Source organism: Rhizobium aureum, from assembly GCF_030182495.1.
Classification (GTDB): Bacteria; Pseudomonadota; Alphaproteobacteria; order Rhizobiales; family Rhizobiaceae; genus Rhizobium; species Rhizobium tropici_C.
Genome location: NZ_JAQJCI010000016.1, coordinates 1 through 17,627, shown reverse-complemented (window position 1 = coordinate 17,627; position 17,627 = coordinate 1). Strand labels below are relative to the sequence as shown.

General features: G+C 53.3%; 16 protein-coding genes. 4 read left to right on the top strand and 12 right to left on the bottom strand.

Going from position 1 to position 17,627, the window contains the following annotated elements:
• Window positions 1–307 precede the first annotated feature (307 nt).
• Both PH552_RS26245 and groL read right to left on the bottom strand, forming a co-directional pair.
• Complete coding sequence (locus PH552_RS26245) at window positions 308–511, bottom strand: phosphoketolase family protein (RefSeq protein WP_285166380.1); 204 nt, start codon at window positions 509–511, stop codon at window positions 308–310.
• On the bottom strand, window positions 492–2,120 hold the full coding sequence (groL, locus tag PH552_RS26240; RefSeq protein ID WP_285166379.1) for a chaperonin GroEL: 1,629 nt from the start codon (window positions 2,118–2,120) through the stop codon (window positions 492–494). Before groL ends, PH552_RS26245 begins: the two co-directional genes overlap by 20 nt.
• A 677-nt stretch (window positions 2,121–2,797) precedes the next feature.
• Here groL and mgtA point away from each other — a divergent pair.
• A complete protein-coding gene (gene mgtA / locus PH552_RS26235; RefSeq protein ID WP_285166378.1) occupies window positions 2,798–5,416 on the top strand; it encodes a magnesium-translocating P-type ATPase in 2,619 nt (872 codons plus the stop codon).
• A 70-nt stretch (window positions 5,417–5,486) separates the two neighbouring features.
• Here mgtA and PH552_RS26230 read toward each other — a convergent pair whose 3' ends face one another.
• From PH552_RS26230 to PH552_RS26210, 5 genes are all read right to left on the bottom strand, one after another.
• Window positions 5,487–6,404 carry a carbamate kinase gene (locus PH552_RS26230; RefSeq protein ID WP_285166377.1) on the bottom strand — a complete coding sequence of 306 codons (918 nt, stop codon included), beginning with the start codon at window positions 6,402–6,404 and terminating at the stop codon, window positions 5,487–5,489.
• Window position 6,405: 1 nt separating this feature from the next.
• A complete protein-coding gene (argF, locus tag PH552_RS26225; RefSeq protein WP_285166376.1) occupies window positions 6,406–7,407 on the bottom strand; it encodes an ornithine carbamoyltransferase in 1,002 nt (333 codons plus the stop codon).
• Window positions 7,408–7,419: 12 nt separating this feature from the next.
• Entirely contained in the window at window positions 7,420–8,634 is a 1,215-nt protein-coding gene (locus PH552_RS26220; protein WP_285166375.1) for an arginine deiminase, read from the bottom strand.
• A gap of 12 nt (window positions 8,635–8,646) precedes the next feature.
• Window positions 8,647–10,140: an arginine-ornithine antiporter gene (arcD, locus tag PH552_RS26215; RefSeq protein WP_285166374.1), complete on the bottom strand. Its 1,494-nt coding sequence runs from the start codon at window positions 10,138–10,140 to the stop codon at window positions 8,647–8,649.
• Between the two features lie 531 nt (window positions 10,141–10,671).
• The gene (locus PH552_RS26210) at window positions 10,672–11,040 is read right to left on the bottom strand and encodes an SPW repeat domain-containing protein (protein WP_113250106.1); all 369 of its coding nucleotides are present in this window, start codon (window positions 11,038–11,040) and stop codon (window positions 10,672–10,674) included.
• An 835-nt stretch (window positions 11,041–11,875) separates the two neighbouring features.
• Here PH552_RS26210 and PH552_RS26200 point away from each other — a divergent pair.
• Both PH552_RS26200 and PH552_RS26195 read left to right on the top strand, forming a co-directional pair.
• Complete coding sequence (locus PH552_RS26200) at window positions 11,876–12,232, top strand: SPW repeat protein (RefSeq protein ID WP_162737096.1); 357 nt, start codon at window positions 11,876–11,878, stop codon at window positions 12,230–12,232.
• Between the two features lie 173 nt (window positions 12,233–12,405).
• On the top strand, window positions 12,406–12,852 hold the full coding sequence (locus PH552_RS26195; protein ID WP_285166373.1) for a DUF2267 domain-containing protein: 447 nt from the start codon (window positions 12,406–12,408) through the stop codon (window positions 12,850–12,852).
• A 99-nt stretch (window positions 12,853–12,951) separates the two neighbouring features.
• Here the strand turns inward: PH552_RS26195 and PH552_RS26190 are convergent, their stop codons facing one another.
• From PH552_RS26190 to PH552_RS26170, 5 genes are all read right to left on the bottom strand, one after another.
• Window positions 12,952–14,547: an MBL fold metallo-hydrolase gene (locus PH552_RS26190; RefSeq protein ID WP_285166372.1), complete on the bottom strand. Its 1,596-nt coding sequence runs from the start codon at window positions 14,545–14,547 to the stop codon at window positions 12,952–12,954.
• 89 nt (window positions 14,548–14,636) lie between these two features.
• Window positions 14,637–14,912: a hypothetical protein gene (locus PH552_RS26185; RefSeq protein WP_113251806.1), complete on the bottom strand. Its 276-nt coding sequence runs from the start codon at window positions 14,910–14,912 to the stop codon at window positions 14,637–14,639.
• A gap of 233 nt (window positions 14,913–15,145) precedes the next feature.
• Window positions 15,146–15,913 (bottom strand): cytochrome b/b6 domain-containing protein, encoded by a 768-nt coding sequence (locus PH552_RS26180; RefSeq protein ID WP_285166371.1) that lies wholly within the window; start codon window positions 15,911–15,913, stop codon window positions 15,146–15,148.
• Between the two features lie 33 nt (window positions 15,914–15,946).
• Entirely contained in the window at window positions 15,947–16,342 is a 396-nt protein-coding gene (locus PH552_RS26175) for a cytochrome c (RefSeq protein ID WP_113251804.1), read from the bottom strand.
• 143 nt (window positions 16,343–16,485) lie between these two features.
• Complete coding sequence (locus tag PH552_RS26170) at window positions 16,486–17,226, bottom strand: fused DSP-PTPase phosphatase/NAD kinase-like protein (RefSeq protein ID WP_285166370.1); 741 nt, start codon at window positions 17,224–17,226, stop codon at window positions 16,486–16,488.
• Window positions 17,227–17,407: 181 nt separating this feature from the next.
• Here PH552_RS26170 and PH552_RS26165 point away from each other — a divergent pair.
• Window positions 17,408–17,627: transposase (locus PH552_RS26165; RefSeq protein WP_285166369.1), on the top strand; the 220-nt coding region annotated here is incomplete at its 3' end.

The window sequence follows — 17,627 nt, the reverse complement described above, 5'->3', positions numbered from 1 at the left end:
AGATGATCGAGATCCTCGCTGTGAGTATTGAGTCCGTTGCCTATCTCCCCGAGGCCGCGACCCTCATCCAGTCTTCGGAAACGTGACAACCAAAGCGATCTCATCTGAGATCGCAGTCGCCTTGGGAAATCAGTAGCTTGTATTCCGAGCATATGGACGTCGAGTTGCCGATTCGTATCTTCGTCGAGAGCGCTGCTCTACAGTATTCAGAGGCAAAGATTACAGGCCGATACGGTGTGAAAATTCTGTCGAGGGCGTCCTTAGCCAGTCCGTGCGGACGCTGGTCTTTGGGCTGCAGCGCCAAGGGTTAGACGACATCGACCACCCAAACCCAGAGTTCCAGAGCATTTTGGCGAAGGACATCGGCCGCGGACATTGTCTTCATGGTCGGGACATCGCCGGCGCATGCGATGACGACAATTCTGGCACATTTTCTTAAAGCGGATCGTTTGGCAAGTTCGCTTTGGAGATCTGCCAAAACGCTGTCGAACTCAAACCTGCATGGTCGCATCGCTCAAAGCGCTCTTGTCTTTGAGGGTTTCATCGACTTCGGTCATCGTGGCTTCCGTCAGCAGTAGCACGCTCGCAATCGAAACAGCGTTCTCCAGAGCTACACGAACGACCTTGGTCGGATCGACGATACCGGCTTCAAACATATCTACATAGACCTTCTTCTCTGCATCGTAGCCGAAGGTTCCGTTGCCCTCCAATACCTTCGCGACAACCACACCACCATCGATGGACGAATTTTCCGCGATCTGTCGGATTGGCACTTCCAGGGCTCGTCTCAGGATTTGCACTCCCGTGCGCTCGTCCCCTTCACACTTCGTTTCCTCCGCTGCAATCGCCTCCGTGCAGCGTAAAAGAGCAAGGCCGCCGCCAGGAGAAATTCCCTCGGCGACGGCAGCCTTAGTAGCATTGATTGCATCGTCGAGAGCTTCCTTCTTTGTCTTCATTTCAGCTTCTATTGCCGCACCGACGCGGATGACTGCTACACCACCAGCGAGTTTGGCCAAACGCTCACGCAGCTTTTCCTTGTCGTAGTCGCTGGAAGTTTCGTTGATTTCCTGACGCAGCTGATCAATGCGGCCGGAGATTGCGCTCTTGTTGCCTGCGCCGCCGACAATCGTCGTCGTATCCTTGGTTATGACGACGCGCGAAGCGCGGCCGAGTTGATCGAGAGACACAGCATTAAGCTTGATTCCCAGATCTTCCGACAGAACCTGGCCGCCGGTTACAATGGCGATATCTTGCAGCATCGCTTTTCGCCGATCGCCGAAGCCCGGAGCTTTCACCGCGCAGTTCTTCAGCGTGCCGCGAATCTGATTGACGATAAGCGTTGCCAAGGCTTCACCCTCCACGTCTTCGGCGACGACTAGAAGCGGCACACTTGCCTTGGCGATTGTTTCCAATAGGGACACGCAGTCGTTGAGGGTGCCAAGTTTGCGATCGACCAAGAGAACCGCGGCCTCTTCCAGAACAATTTCCATGCGTTCATTGTCCGTAACGAAATACGGAGAGAGAAAGCCGCGGTCAAATTGCAGACCTTTCACAACATCGAGTACGGTTTCTGTCGTTTTTGACTCTTCAACAGTGATAACACCATCATCACCGATCGTCTCCAAGGCGTCACCTATCAGAGCTCCGATCTGGCCATCATTATGCGCGGAGATCGTGGCTACCTGGACTTTCTCCCGCTTGCCCGCCACAGGACGACTGTTCCGTTTAAGAAAGTCGACCGTGCATGAAAGTCCCCGATCGAGACCGCGTTTGATATCGATCGCGCTAGCGCCGGCTACCACGTTGCGCAGACCATCTGAAAAGATCGCCTGCGCAAGAATCGTCGCGGTGCTCGTACCGTCTCCGACAACGTCGCCCGTTTTCTCCGCCGCTTGTCGCAACATGCGCGCGCCGAGATTTTCCTCCGCATCTTTCAATTCGAATTCCTTGGCTATGGTTACGCCGTCATTGCACACAAGTGGACTACCCCATCTCTTTTCGATGAGTACGGCCTTGGATCGCGGGCCGAGTGTCACGCGCACCGCATCGGCCAGTTGTGCAGTCCCTTTGAGGATCTTTTCCCGAGCTGCGGAACGAAAAAGAACGTTTTTATATGTCATGGCATCACCTCATTGTGGCGATCATATTGGCGGACTCGATTAACGGCTTTGACGACGATCAATTGCCGATGTCGTATTGGAAAGAATTGCTTCTTGGAGGAGAGTGGAACCGAATTGCGCCACTCTATCGGTGTCCGCTCTCGGAAGTGGTTGCGCATATGTTCGGTAACGACTGAGTCCATCTGAGGTTTTACCTAGATATCGGCAATCAATGTCGGTGGCAGTGACGGTTTAATGGTAGTTCTCGCTGGAGCAAGTCGGGCGAAATGAGGCGCGGCATTCTCAATCTGACCGCCTTGTCGGTTGAACGTGAGGAGGCATTGCAAGAGCTATCTTAAGAGATCTCTAAGCGAAGCAGTCGCGTAAAATGTCGATGAAACTCGTCTCGGGGTCCGCACGACACGAGATGGGAGTTCCGATAGCGCATTGAATGGCGGCCCACCCATTTTCCGTCTTTAGCTATCAGTGGTATAAAGTTTACCTTCCTCCTCCTTCGGCTCGTGTCCCGATCCGCAATTGCCAATTTGATCTGTATCATCGTGCACGTTCTCCTCATAGGCATGCTTCGCTAAACTGCCTTTCACTCCCTCAAATTTGAGGAGTGCCCTGGCTGATTGTAACCGCCGGAACCGATGCCGTGTTCGGCATAGTCGGCGGATGGCACGGACAAGACTACGATGGCTTATCAGCACATGGATATATCGAGGCCACCTAAAGGCGAAGGAGAAACCGAAGAGGTCTTCACGCTAGGTAAGCTCGAACCCGAGCCCTCCTGCGCACGTCTCGGATCAAGTTTGGAGGGACTGACTACCGAAGAAGCGGAGCGTCGACTTAAGATATATGGGCTTAATCTGGTTATGCGGGAGCGGAGGCCGACTATTCTTCGGGAGATATGGGGCCGAGGCAAAAACCCTTTGAATGCGCTTTTGATCACTTTGGCAGTCACATCTTACCTTCTGGGTGATGTCCGGGCAGCGGTCGTAATCGCCGTTATGGTCGTCCTGGCGATTACCACGGCCTTTGTTCAGGAGCACCGCTCAAATGAAGCGGCGGCGCGTTTGCAATCCATGGTACGGACCACGGCCGCAGTGAAGCGGCGAACTGGCCCTGCGGCAGGCTCGTTCCATGAAATAGCTATTGAGACACTTGTTCCAGGTGATATAGTCCGTCTATCTGCCGGCGATATGATACCGGCGGATCTGCGCCTGATTGAAGCCAGGGATCTGTTCATCAACCAGGCAGCACTTACCGGCGAGGCAATGCCAACCGAAAAGTTTGAGCATGCTTGCGAAGCCCGGTCGAACAATCCTTTCGATATATCAAACATGTGTTTCATGGGAGCCAATGTCGTCAGCGGTTATGCCACAGGCGTGGTAGTGCGCACGGGCGGTGGAACTTACTTCGGGCAACTTGCCGATGAGATCGCCGGCCAGCGTGAACTGACCGCGTTCGACCGAGGTGTCGATCGTTTCACGTGGTTGATGATCAGATTCTTAGTCGTTATGGTACCGATTGTATTCGTAATAAATGCAGTCACGAAACATGACTGGCTGCAGGCGCTGCTCTTTGCTGTGGCAGTGGCGGTGGGTCTTACGCCGGAATTGCTTCCCATGATTGTGACGGTCAATCTCGCCAAGGGTGCGATTGCCATGGCGGACAAAAGGGTGATCGTCAAAAGACTCAATGCAATTCAGAACTTTGGCGCCATGACTATCCTGTGTGCTGACAAGACCGGCACACTCACGCAGGATCGCATCATCCTGAAATGGCATCTCGACATCAAAGGAGAGAATTCCGAGCGTGTGCTACAATATGCTTATCTCAATAGTCATTTCCAATCGGGCTTGAAAAACCTCCTCGACGTCGCCGTGCTTGAACATGTCGAGATACATAAGGCCCTCGGGATCGATGAAGGATTCGCAAAGATCGATGAGATTCCTTTCGATTTCGTCCGTCGCCGGCTCTCTGTAGTGGTTTCGACCCCTGAAGGCAGAAATGTGTTGATCTGCAAGGGTGCCGTCGAGGAGATATTCTCCATCTGCAAGAGCTGCGAAATCGACGGGAAAACACAGCTGCTGGATGAAAACCATCTTGCCACGGCCAAGAAAGAAACCATTGCCCTCAATTCAGATGGCTTCAGAGTTGTTGCAGTTGCCTGTAAAGAGTTGGTCGGTCATGGTCCCGTTTATTCGGTTGCCGACGAAGGCGATCTGACCTTGATCGGGTACATTGCCTTCCTAGATCCCCCGAAGCAGAGTGCGGGCGCAGCGATTGCCGCACTCGCGCAGAAGGGAGTTCGCTTCAAGGTTCTGACCGGCGACAACGAAGTCATCACGCGGAAGATTTGTCGTGATGTAGGGCTTGACGCTGAGGAGATCTTGCTCGGCTCCGATGTCGAAGCCATGACAGACGAGGAACTCGCTGACGCTGCCGACCGCACAGATGTGTTCGCTAAATTAGCACCGGCTCAGAAGGAACGCATTGTCAATGCCTTGCATCGAAAGGGTCATGTCGTCGGTTTCCTTGGCGATGGTATCAACGACAGCCCGGCGCTCAAGGTCGCCGATGTCGGTATTTCGGTCGATTCGGGAGTGGATATTGCCAAGGAGTCGGCCGACATAATCCTACTCGAAAAGAGCCTGATGGTGCTGCAGGAGGGAGTCATTGAAGGTCGCAAGATCTTCGGCAATATTACCAAATATATCAAGATGGGAGCGAGTTCGAACTTCGGCAATATGTTCAGCGTTCTGGGAGCAAGCCTGTTTCTGCCCTTTCTACCGATGGCGCCTATCCAGGTACTGACTAACAACTTGCTCTACGACTTTTCACAGACGGCCATTCCCACGGACAATGTGGATGAGGACTACCTCATGTCACCTCGACGCTGGGATATCGATAATATTTTCAAGTTCATGATCTTTATCGGACCTATCAGCTCGATTTTCGACTATGCGACTTTCGCCATGATGCTGTGGGTTTTTCGAGCCTGGAGCAATCCTTCGCTGTTTCAGACCGGCTGGTTCGTGGAGTCTCTTCTCAGTCAGACCCTCATCATTCATATTATCCGCACATCAAAGGTTCCGTTCATCGAGAGTCGAGCCAGCCGAACTCTGATGACAACGAGTATCATTATTGCCTGCGTCGGTATCGCGTTACCGCTGACGCCAATCGGCGCGGCGCTGGGTTTCATCCCCCTGCCTTGGCTTTATTGGCCATTGGTCGTAATTATGCTTGTTGCCTATGGCCTGTTGACCCATTTTGTGAAAGCCTGGTTTGTGCGCCGCTGGGGTGTGTGATTAATTGCTTCTTGATGTACTTTTTGAGGGCCAAGCTGAAATATTACGTTTCTAGGCGAGCCCGGGCAAATTAGACTTGTGCGTTTTTTGCGGAGAACGCAGTTCCCTTTGTCGCTGCCACGATCGCGGCGGCATCCTCCAGGCGCCCGATGGCGGCGCGCCGTCCGCCGCTCCTTGCAAAGCGAGTCGCAGCAGCAATCTTTGGCCTCATCGAACCGGTTGGGAATTTCGTTTCGTCGACTTGCTCCGGGTCGAGCCTTTTCAATAACCGTGCACCCGGCGTCCCGAAACCCTCGTAGACGGCGTCAACGTCGGTCAGCAGGAGCAGCATGTCAGCACCGAGCTGTTCTGCGAGAAGCGCGCTGGCCGCATCCTTGTCGATGACGGCTTCAACGCCCTGCAGGCTGCCATCGCCCCCATCAATAACGGGGATTCCGCCACCACCCGTGCAGATCACCGTTATACCTTCCTTGACGAGAAGGGAAATGATGTCGGCTTCCACAATAGTCTTTGGTGCCGGTGAGGCGACGAGACGTCGCCACATCTCTCCATCGGGCGCAATCTGCCAGCCGCGCTCGGATCCGATTTTTTGGGCAGTTGCGGCGGTATAGGCAGGCCCGATGAATTTCGTAGGGTTCCGGAACGCGCGATCGTTGGCGTCCACTTTGACGAGCGTTACAAGCGTGGCGAAGCGACGGTCTTTCACCATGCCGATGAGTTCCTGCTCGATCATGTAGCCGATCATGCCTTGGGTCTCGGCGCCAAGAACATCGAACGGTAGATCGGCCCCATTCGGTCCGGCAGTTTCAAGGGCCAGGAGCCCGACTTGGGGGCCATTTCCATGCGTTATGACCAGCGAATGGCCGTCTGCGATCAATTCGGCGAGCGCGACTGCGGCTCGCTTGACATTGGCGCGCTGGTTCGCTGCAGTCAGCGGCTCGCCTCGCCGCAGCAGCGCGTTGCCTCCGAGAGCCGCGACGATCAACATCTCAGCCTCCGATCGTTGCGACAAGCAACGCCTTGATGGAATGCAGTCGATTCTCCGCTTGATCGAAGACAATGGAGGCTTCAGATTCGAACACCTCGTCCGTCACCTCCATGCAGTCGATACCGTATTTTTCCGCGATCTGACTGCCGACTTCCGTTTGGGTATCGTGGAAGGCGGGAAGGCAGTGCATAAACTTGCTATAGCGATTGCCCGTTGCCTCCATCACCTGCCGTGTGACGCGGAAGGGCAAGAGCAGATCGATGCGCTCCTTCCAGTGACTTTCGGCCTCTCCCATCGAAAGCCAGACGTCGGTATAAACGAAGTCCACCCCCTTCACGCCCGAAACGATATCAGTGAGGAGTTCGAACCGTCCGCCAGTCTTTGCCGCTTCGGTCTTGATATGCTCGACGAATTTTTGTTCCGGCCAGAGCGCTCTTGGCGAAACCAGTCGGAAATCGAGCCCCACTTTGGCGGCGCCGAGAGCGAGCGACAAGGCAACGTTGTCCTGGCCGTCGCCGACAAAGGCCATCGCCACGTCAGAAAGGTGCTTGTGGGTGAATTCCCGCATCGTCATGAAGTCGGCCAGGACTTGGGTCGGATGCGAGACATCCGTCAGGCCGTTGTAGACTGGGACGCCGGAGTAACGCGCGAGCTCCTCTACGGCTGATTGCTGAAAGCCCCTGAATTCGATTGCATCATACATACGGCCGAGGACTCGCGCGGTATCCTTGACCGATTCCTTGTGACCGATATGGCTGCCCGACGGCCCAAGGTAGGTGACATGGGCGCCTTGATCATAAGCAGCCACTTCGAAGCCGCTCCGGGTACGGGTGGAATCCTTTTCGAAAATCAATGCTATGGTCTTTCGCGTCAGGCGCGGAACCTCGTAACCGCCGATCTTGGCCGCCTTCAGTTCTGCCGCCATGCGCAGCAGGAAACGGATTTCATCGGGGGATAGATCGTCGAGCGACAAGACGCTCCTGCCACGCAGATTGATCGGCATAAGTACTCCTTCCTAGGCGGTTTCGCGAACCAGGGGGCACGTCATGCAATGCCCGCCGCCGCGCCCGCGGCTCAGTTCTGCGCTTTCAATGGTAATGACTTCGACCCCTTGGCGACGTAGAAGCGTGTTGGTGTAGACATTGCGGTCATAGGCGATCACGATGCCAGGTTCGACGGCGACGACATTATTGCCGTCGTCCCATTGTTCACGTTCGGCTTCGTAACGATCTCCCCCGGTCTGGACGACGCGCAACTTCTTGAGTCCCATAGCTTCGGCCACGACATCAACGAACGGCGCGGCTTCCTCGCGGACATCGACCAGGTTTTCCCTGTTACCTGGACGCAGGGAGTAGCAGCGCAACCTATCGACAACCGGCGGATACATCGTTACGAGATCGCGGTCACAGAATGTAAAAACCGTATCGAGATGCATGAAGCTGCGGTCGCGTGGCATGAGAGCGGCAACGATCTGTGTCGCCAACCCTGCAGCAAACAGCCGCTTGGCGAGAGCACTCACTGCCTGGGGAATCGTTCTTTCGCCCATGCCGATAAGAACGACGCCATTGCCGATAGGCATGACATCCCCGCCTTCAAGGCTCGGTGCTTGGTCTCCATCCGCGGAAAATATGGGGAAGTTAAGATCTTGAAAACGAGGGTGGAAGCGGTAAATAGCTTCCACGTTAGCCGCTTCCGGTCGACGTGCCTGCCAATACATGGAATTGACTGATACACCTCCGTAGATCCAGCAAGAGCTATCGCGGGTGAAGAGCTGATTAGGCAATGGTTGCAAGACAAAGTCTTCTTGCAATAGTGTTCTTCCACTTAACCCGAAAGGCTCAAATGGAAGCTCTGCACGAGAGATACCTCCCACCAGACAGGTTGAAAGCTGCTGCGATGGCATCTCCTCTAGCCATGCCTGCAATTCGGACACCATGTCCTCAGCGACGGCTGGCGGCTTGATCCTTCGGGCCAAGAGCCATTGTCTTGCTTCGGCTGCTTCCAGCGTCTCGGCGAGAAGATCACCCAGCGAATGGACCACGACACCTCGCTCGCGCAATGCGTCGACAAATATGTCATGCTCCTGCCGCGCTCGCTTGACCCAAAGGACATCGTCGAAAAGCAAGGCCCTGCAATTGGCTGGCGTAAGTCGAAGCAGACTGAGATCAGGCCTGTGAACCATCACTTCACGCAAACGGCCAACCTCGGAGTGTACGCCCAAGGTCATCATCGCTATATCTCCTTAGAAAGGGCTAACCGCACCGACCCACATCTCGTAAGCCGCAATCACTCCTGCAGCGACGAGAGCAACGGCAAGAATAGCTTCGACCGGTTTGAAGACCTGCTGGTGCGTCTGACGGCGTCCGATAATGTAGAAAATAATGCCGGGCGCATAAAGAACAGCGCACATGAAGAGGTAGGCAAGGCCGGCGGCATAGACGAGCCACAGACCATAAATGGTAGCAACAAATCCCATGATCATCGGACCGACGCGGCTTTCTTCCCGTTGGTAGGATTCTCCGGTAAATGCGAGCTTTGCTGCGTAAGCGCCGGAAAAGATATAGGGCACGAGAATGGCAGCCGAAGCTATCGAGAACAGAGCTTGGTAGGTGCTTTGCTCAAATAAGGTGAGAAATAAAAACGCTTGAACCAGGAGGTTTGTAATCAACAGCGAAGTCCAGGGAACTCCCTTGCGACTTTCGTTCGCAAAGAATGCTGGCATGGCGCCATCCTTTGCCGCCGCGAGAGGGATTTCGGCAGCTAGAAGCGTCCAACTTAGAAAGGCGCCCGCGACTGAGAGCACCAATGCGATATTGATTAGAATGGCCCCCCAGGGGCCGACGATCGATTCGAGAACTCCCGCCATGGAGGGGTTCTTAAGTACGGCAAGTTCCGGTTGGCTCAGGATACCGAGTGAAAGAAGTGATACAAGTGCGTATAGAGCAAGGCAGGTTAGAAAACCTGTAATCGTCGCGATTGCAATGTCCAGACGGCGTTCTGCCCGATCTGAGAACACACTTGCACCTTCAATTCCGATGAAGACCCACAGTGTGACGAGCATGGTACTCCTCACCTGTTTGCTGACAGAGCCGAGGCTTGCGTTGCCTAGGCCGGAAAAGTCAATAGAGAAGATATTGATCTTGAACGCGACGATCGCCACGCCGATGAACAGAACAATGGGAGCTATTTTTGTTACAGTCACTAGCAGATTGACGATTGCAGCTTCTCGGATTCCAGTCATGATCAAAGCATGAACCATCCATAAAAGCAGCGATGCGCCTATGATGGCAGGCCAGGTATTTCCTTCACCAAAAGAGGGAATAAAATAGGAAAGAGCGCTGAAGACAACAACAGCATATGAAACATTGCCAACCCAAGCGCTCAACCAGTAACCCCAGGCGCTATTAAAGCCGATGAAAGGGCCAAAACCCGCCTTGGCATAAGCATACGGACCAGCATTCAGTTCGGGCTTGCGGGTTGCGAGTGATTGATAGACGAAAACAAGGGCCAGCATTCCGATCGCAGTGATCACCCAGCCGATTATTATCGCGAGCGGGCCTGCGGCGGAAGCCATATTCTGAGGGAGGCTAAAAACACCTGATCCAACCATAGATCCAATGACGAGCGCAGACAGCGACGCGAGGCGAAGCTTTCCCTTAGGACTATCTGCGTTGGTGATAGCCGCGGCATTGGCATCCGGGGCTGATTCCGCCGGTCTTGGCTGAATTGACGACATGGCTGCCTCTTCCTATTTCGAACTCGGCAACCTCATCATCAGACATCAGCGGCGACATTGATACGTGTCAATGAAGCATCAGAACGATTGGAAAAGACGAGAGCATTGTTATCTGCCAGGAATTTCCACCTTCCGCTCCGAGGTTACAGTTTACCATCAATCTCATATGCTAACTATTCTTCATGTCACGAATGAAATCGTTCATTTTCCAAAGTAGCTCGATCCCTCTTAGGGTGCGTGGATTCTTCACTCCTCAGGCGCACAGAACAAACAGGTGAGCGGGGAGGCAATCGGCACCACGGTCGCGAGGCTCAAATCATGACTGACTCACCACAAAGTTAAATATCCGCTCAACATCCGGATTTTTTCAGGTAGCGAAGATGCCTTTCGCGAACAGGCCTGAGCTCTCCGCGATCGACCTTTCCAACAGGTCTTATTGAGGTGCCAGCGGCAACAGTCGGCCTGTGTAAATCATTCCACTTTCAATCGTGGAATTGATTGCGGTGGGCGGTCGGTTTCGCGCCGCGTCTGTCAATCGGACTGGTCACGCCCAATCTTCGAGCGCCGCCAAGCAAACGCTAATCCGCTGACAACAATCAAAAGCATTCCCGCGAAAACAAAGCTGAAGGTAATAATTATATCGTTGCTGAATCGAAACAACCATGGTGTCACGAGGAGGCCAAAGCCTAGCAGGAACTTTAGCCAGTCGAGCCAAATTTCAGGATCGACAATTCCGAGTAGCGAGATACTTACAAGCGTGAGCCCGGAAGCTGATCCAGCTATGCCTGTGATCATTGATGCCGGGGCAAGAGAAAAAATGCTCGGAATGAGCCATGGTGTCACCATTATATAGATACCAAGAAGCAGCCCAAACCAATTTTGCCATCGCGGTTCATGCATATTTACCTCCCGCTAGAAGAAGAACAATTGTATGGCCATAGAGGTAGAAGCAACTTGATCGAGATCAAGAAAAATACCGTGACGGCATTTATGCCTATAGGAAGGCAAACACACAAATATGCTGAAATGAGTTGATTTGACCTGTCGCTGGGTACCCTCTAATGATCTTCTGATCGAAGGGCATAGTCGTCGTGGTTTGACGCCTCGACATGTCGCGGCAGATCATGGTAAGGCAACGCGCAATTATTCTGCCCTACCGCCTCGATCATGATGACGTCGAGGTTCTTTTGCTTCATCCGGGTGGTCCATTTTTGGCAAAATCGCGATTTAGGCGCTTGGTCCATTCCAAAATGTGAACACTCGCGCAACGAGCCGTCCGATATAGCTGCCAGGCGAGAATTTGCGGAGGAAACGGGTTGGCCACCGCTGTCCGAGCTTCGCTCCCTCGTTCAAGTCGTCAACGCCGTGGCAAGCTCGTTGCGGCCTTGGCGATGAAGGGCGATTTAAGGTCGCAACCTTGCGAAGCCAAACATTTGATACCCTATGGCCGCCGGTTAGCAAACGCGACCAACCCTTTCGCGAGATTGATCGCACAGAATGGATCACCCTTGAACAAGTCTGTGCAAAGATCATTCCGGCCCGGCGGTCATTTCTCGATCGGCTCGAAGTGTTCCGCGCGAACGGCGGTCAGCAGTGAGCCTCTGTCAGTCCAGTTGACCTGTCTCTCGTCAATAAACCCTAATCCGGGGAAATCACCTGAACTTGAGTTTGATCTTGCGCAATGCGCTGTCGAGCTTTTAACCCCAATGTATCGCTTTGGCTTGGAGTGATGCCGATGCGTAGTATTTCATGGTGGAATCTCGCCATACGCATGGTCGGTTTTTGGTTATGTTTTTCGCCCTGGATATTGGGCTATCTCTTCAACGGCTCGATACATGCTGGCATGGAGATCTGGAACCTCGTAATCAGTGGCGCGCTTGTCGTGATGCTAAGCTTAATTGGGATGATCCCATCTCAACGATGGGAAATATGGTTCGAGATACTTATCGCCGCGTGGCTCGTGATGTCGCCTTGGTTACTTGGATTTCAGGCTCAACCGCTGGCAACGCTGAATCTCCTTTTGAGCGGAGGCATTCTCTTTATCGCGTCAATATGGGCTTTGAGCAAGGTGGGGCATGGCAAAGAAGGGTAATTCGTGACTGCTTTTCTTGGACAGTATTGCGATCAGGAGTTCAGCTAATGCCCTACACTACAATTCGCAAGTCGTTCGTTTCAGTCCTCAGGCATTTATCGACATACGCCCAGGAAATCTATCGCGGGCTCAACAATGCGTGGTGTGAATATGCCGATCGAATGGAGATCTGAATGAGCTACTTTCCGCTACGCACCTTTCCTGATGCCGCCCAGCAAGCTAACTTATGGGTCTGTGAGCTGGCCGATCATCTTGATTGCGAACAGCGGGAGGCCTACGAGGTCCTACGCACGGTTTTGCATGCGCTGCGCGATTCAATGACGGTGTATGATATAAGTGAGTTTGCCAATTATTTGCCGGTGCTTCTTCGGGGCATTTTTTACGAGAATTGGCATCCAATAGCAGCTAGTGCTGCTCGCTATGATATCGAACACATCTCCGCAGCCGTTGGTGCGCGGCTGGACTGCGATGAAGCCGAAAGCCGGCGGGCGATTGCGGAGGTATTCAAGATACTCGAACTTCGGGCAAATCCTGTCATTACCGAAAAGCTTCGAGCGTTACCGCGGGCAGCACTTTCGCCATCTTTATCAACGAGAGGCACGCAGTCAGGCCAGCGATAGACATCTCTTCACGGCAGTGATTAGGAAATGGCAGGGATAGGTATTTCCTCGTCATAACGGCTTTCGCAAGCGGCATTGTCACGTGCGGCATATTCCTCTCTAATCCGCTGCATGCTGAAGTGCCTTTCTGACACGCCTCAAGATAATCGCCCTGCGTTTTTCATCGGCTGCCTGCCGGAGTTCTTCGTCAAGATCAAGGACGAGCGACTGGTAGTCGTTATGCCAGTCGAAGTGCCCGACTTCTTCAGCTCGCAGCCTGGGGGGCGAAATATTAGCGCCAGCGACAACGGCCCCGTCCCTAGTGAGCCGATATGCGCTGTCAAGTTTTGGCTGGAGCACGACGGGGACGGATCGATGTTTGGATAGTCTGCTACTCAACTGGCCGATCGCCGCCGGTTCGCCATGGACGAGAAACAGGCCCTTGCGAATTGGTAGTCGTGCCTCGATCCAATCCTCCAATTCTGCCGCATCCGCATGGCCGCTATAGGCATCCAACGATTTGATCGTTGCACGCACTGCAATCTGTTCACCCTGGATTTTCACTGCATGCGCTCCATCCTGCAGGATGCGCCCCAAGGTGCCGGCGGCCTGAAAGCCGACCAGCAATATTGTCGCCTCGTCGTGCCAAAGCCAATTTTTCAGTCGATGTCGTATGCGGCCTGCCTCGCACATTCCGCTTGCTGCAATGACGATATGAAATCCGCGAATGAGATCGATTGCCTTCGATTGCTCGACGCTCTCGGTGAAGCGGACATTTTTCTCGTTTAGTGCTCGAAGGAGAAGATCGCCATTCGACAATGAGCGAGCATGTCGCTTGAAGACGGAGGTCGCGCGAGATGCGAGCGGGGAATCTATAATGATGGGGATGCGTTGCAATTCGTTGGCATCCATCAATGTATTCAGGTCGGCCAGCAGTTCCTGTGTGCGTTCGACAGCAAAGGAAGGAATAAGCAGCACACCGTTCGGATGGTACGCCTGGTTCACAATCTGGCGGAGCTGTCTGCGTCGCGCGTCAGGCGATGCGTCCTCCCTTTCCCGGTCGCCGTAAGTACTTTCGCAGATAAGGTAATCGAAGCCTTCTGGAGCTTCAGGAGCAGACTCGAACAACTTGTGTCGCGGTCCGATATCACCGGAAAACAGCACGCGGATTGTTTCGCCGACGGAAGTAAATTCGAGTTCGACGGATGCCGAACCAAGTAGATGACCCGCGTCCCAAAGACGAAATCTACAGCCGCCTTCTATTTCCTGCCATTCTTTGTACTCAATCGAATGAAACTGTGTCATTGCAGCCTGCGCATCGCCAACGGTATAGATCGGCTCAATCATTTGCCGGAACCGGGATTTGTTTCGCCGATTCAACTGCTCGACTTCCATTTCCTGTATATGCCCCGAGTCCTGCAGCATGATTGCACAGAGATCGGATGTCGCGGCCGTACAATAGATCGGTCCCTGGAAACCTGCCTTCACCAACTTTGGTAGCAAGCCTGAATGATCGATATGGGCATGGGTCAGGATAACGGAATGTATCGATGAGGCTTCGAAAGGGAAAGGGCGATAGTTCAGCTCCTTTTCGGTTTTCGAGCCTTGAAACATACCGCAATCGATCAACGTTCGCTTGCCTGCGTGTTCGAGCAGGAAGCAAGATCCCGTCACAGAGCCGGCAGCGCCATGAAAGTACAGAAGGGGATCAGCCATGACTTTCTTCACTCCATTGGGTGGCTAAGAGAAACAGGTTCAAATTCCTTGCGACTGAGTTTGAGATGCGCGGAGGTAGGCGGGCGGCCCTATTGAAGCTCTTTCCATTTTGTCACGTCGTTGGAGGTGATCAGGACGCGACCGTCAGGTTTGATCTCGCCGCGATCATATTTCGTGCTGGCGATATCGCTGAGCACGCCGATATATTCTTGCAGCCGGCTTTCATCGCAACGTGGCGGATATGCCAGGTCAAGGAGGGCTTGTTTGGTAACAAGAACGATCTTGTTCATGGCTCCTGCATCCATGACCAACAAGGCTTCATTGCCGGATGACTTCATCATTCCCGTGACCAGCTTAAGTGGCATTGATCTCTCCAAACTTTGCTTCATGATGTCGGAGAAACCAGTATGCGCCACATGGGCTGCCCAACACTTTGAGCCATGTCAAAGCGTTATCTCGTCGCAACGATCGCATTGCTTGGCTTGTTGCTCGTCGATCGACAAGCTCCGCCGGAAGACCTCACACGTGTTGATCATCGTGACTGCGGATAGAGATGCCTGTCAGGCACGAATGCGCAGTTAGGATGGATGATCTCTTTCTAAGTCGCGTTGAAGAAAGTTCCTCCAAACAAGGTAATCGTTCCAAAGACGAGGCCGGCTGCGACAATTAGGCAAATTGCCGCGGCGAATAGGGATCCGCCACGCGCCTCATCGCGTTCTACATAGGACACACGTTTCTTGCGTCCGGTAATCATCGCACCGATGAGATTGTCACGCTTGATAAGCTGGTAGTAGAGGTTTGTCGCAATGTGCACGCAGGCAAGACCAACAATAGCGATATAGAACCATGTTGCATGGACAGAGGCCGCCCAACTCGAAATCGTGTCACCTGCCGCGTCGGCAAAGGGTCCCGCTGCCGTCACTCCATCACTGGCAAACAGCCCGAGGAGTCCTTGAACCCCGCAAGCTAGAAGCAGCCCGATAACCATCACTCCTCCTACGGGATTATGACCGAGATAATGCTCGGCCCTGTTCCGGCGCAATGCCTTAAGATAGTTCGATATTATGGATGGCGAGCGCACAAAGTTTGAGAAGCGGGCAGTCGTGCTACCAACGAAGCCCCAGAGAACTCGAAAAACAATAAGTATGAGAATACCATAACCCACCAACTTGTGGACGACCATCTCGGGATCATCGAAGCCACTCGATATCCAGGCCGTTATGATAAGCGCGACAAGCGACCATTTGAAAAGACGTGTAGGAAGATCCCACGCCCGGATATGCTCGTCCTTTGCTGAGGAAATATCGCTGCTGTTACCCGAGTCTTCATTAGAGCGGTTGTCAATCAAATGCCGATGTTCTTTCATATCATACTCCTGCTCCGACGAGGTCCGGAGCCATTATTTGTACGTCGAATGACAGGATTTGCATTCGCTTGCCACTTCGGTGAATGCCTTGCGAAATGAGACTTTTGTCTGCGGGGCCTGGCTTGCGGCAGCTGCCATAGCTGCCAGTTTCTGGAAGCGCACGCTCAAGTCTTTTTCCTTGGCGCCACCTTGGCCTGCAAACATGTTGTTTGCTGCTTGAGCTTGCGAAGCATAACGTTGCAGAACCTGCTTGGCGGCGGCGGCGTCGAAATTGACGAGAATAGCTTTGGCCGATGTTGTGTTGTCTCGCATATCGCCCATTATGCTTTTCAGCGAGGCTGCAACTGCCGGCCCGACCACAATGGAGAAAACAAGTGCGGCAGCAATATAGCGGCGCGAACGGATGGATGGTCGGTGAATTATTCTCATGAAGCTTGTCAGTCCTCAATTTTCATGCCGAGGCCTCGGCGGGTCATAGTGAAATCCGGTGCCGTGGCAGGAGCTCGTTCTTCGTGATAGGCGTCATGGCGGACGTGCACGCCATGACGTCTACCGCACGAAAGCTGCACTTTCTAATACGATCCGCTCCTGTTTTCATCGTTCGCCTCGATAACTCTCCAGCTGCGGTTCATCGCATAGGCGGATGAAATTATGGGAATTTCGACATGGCCATAATAAAACGATAATTGGTCTTGCGTTTTTTTCCCGTCAAACCCGGCAATCTTTTTCATGTAAAGAGCAGCGACCAGTCCACTGCGATCGGCATCCGACTGGCAATGGATAAGCATCGGTTTGGATGCTGTGGCAATGAGCTCGACAATTTGCTGTGCCGTCTGAGGAGATATTGACTTAGAAGAAGACATGCCGAAGTCGATAGGAATTATCCCCAACCCTCTCGCCACGGTGACTTCATTGTCGTACCACGCTGCTCCTGAATGATTGCCTCTTAAATTGATGATCGTCTTGATGCCATGCGTTCGTACATAGGCAGAAAGCTGGTCAGAAGTTGGCTGTGTTGAGCGATAGAGTTGACCATCGATGACCGTATGAAAATTATCATGCAGTTGAAGACAGGCAGCATAAGCGGCGCAACTCAAACCTAAAAAGCCGATCGCTGATAAGATGATAGCCATCATTCGCCGAAAGCCAATTTCCGTCATTGCTTCCCAAGGGGCTATTTGTCCTGCAACAACATTTGATAGATCCTCCTGACGGCTACCTGAATAAAGACAATTATATCGCCAGCTTTTGGATTCCCTTGCAGCAGAAGTGTGCTGACGAAAGCATGAAAAGGTATATCCATGGTTGCTCAAATTTTCAAAACCTCATGCGATCCCTAATGTGAAGGCTACGATTTTCGGCGATGAGGCATTTTCCCTGGTGCGGTTAGCCTTTCCCTCAGATGCAACATTCAGTCGTAAGCGCGTAGGCCACCCCACGTATCTTTCGGCCTGCTGATCGGCGATTTTCTGCATGAGTCATGCGGAGAATTCCATGAGCGACAGTGTGAATCACCCTCGAACCTTTGAGGTTTTGACGGCGGAGCCGGTGCGAAGACGACGCAAGCCGCGTGACTGGTCGGATGATGAGAAGGCGCGGATCGTGGCCGCGACGTTGCAGCCTGGGGCCAATGTCTCGGCGATTGCCCGGTCTGAAGGCTTGGATCCCTCGCAGCTTTATGGGTGGCGTCGCAAGGCACTGGCATCGGGAGTTG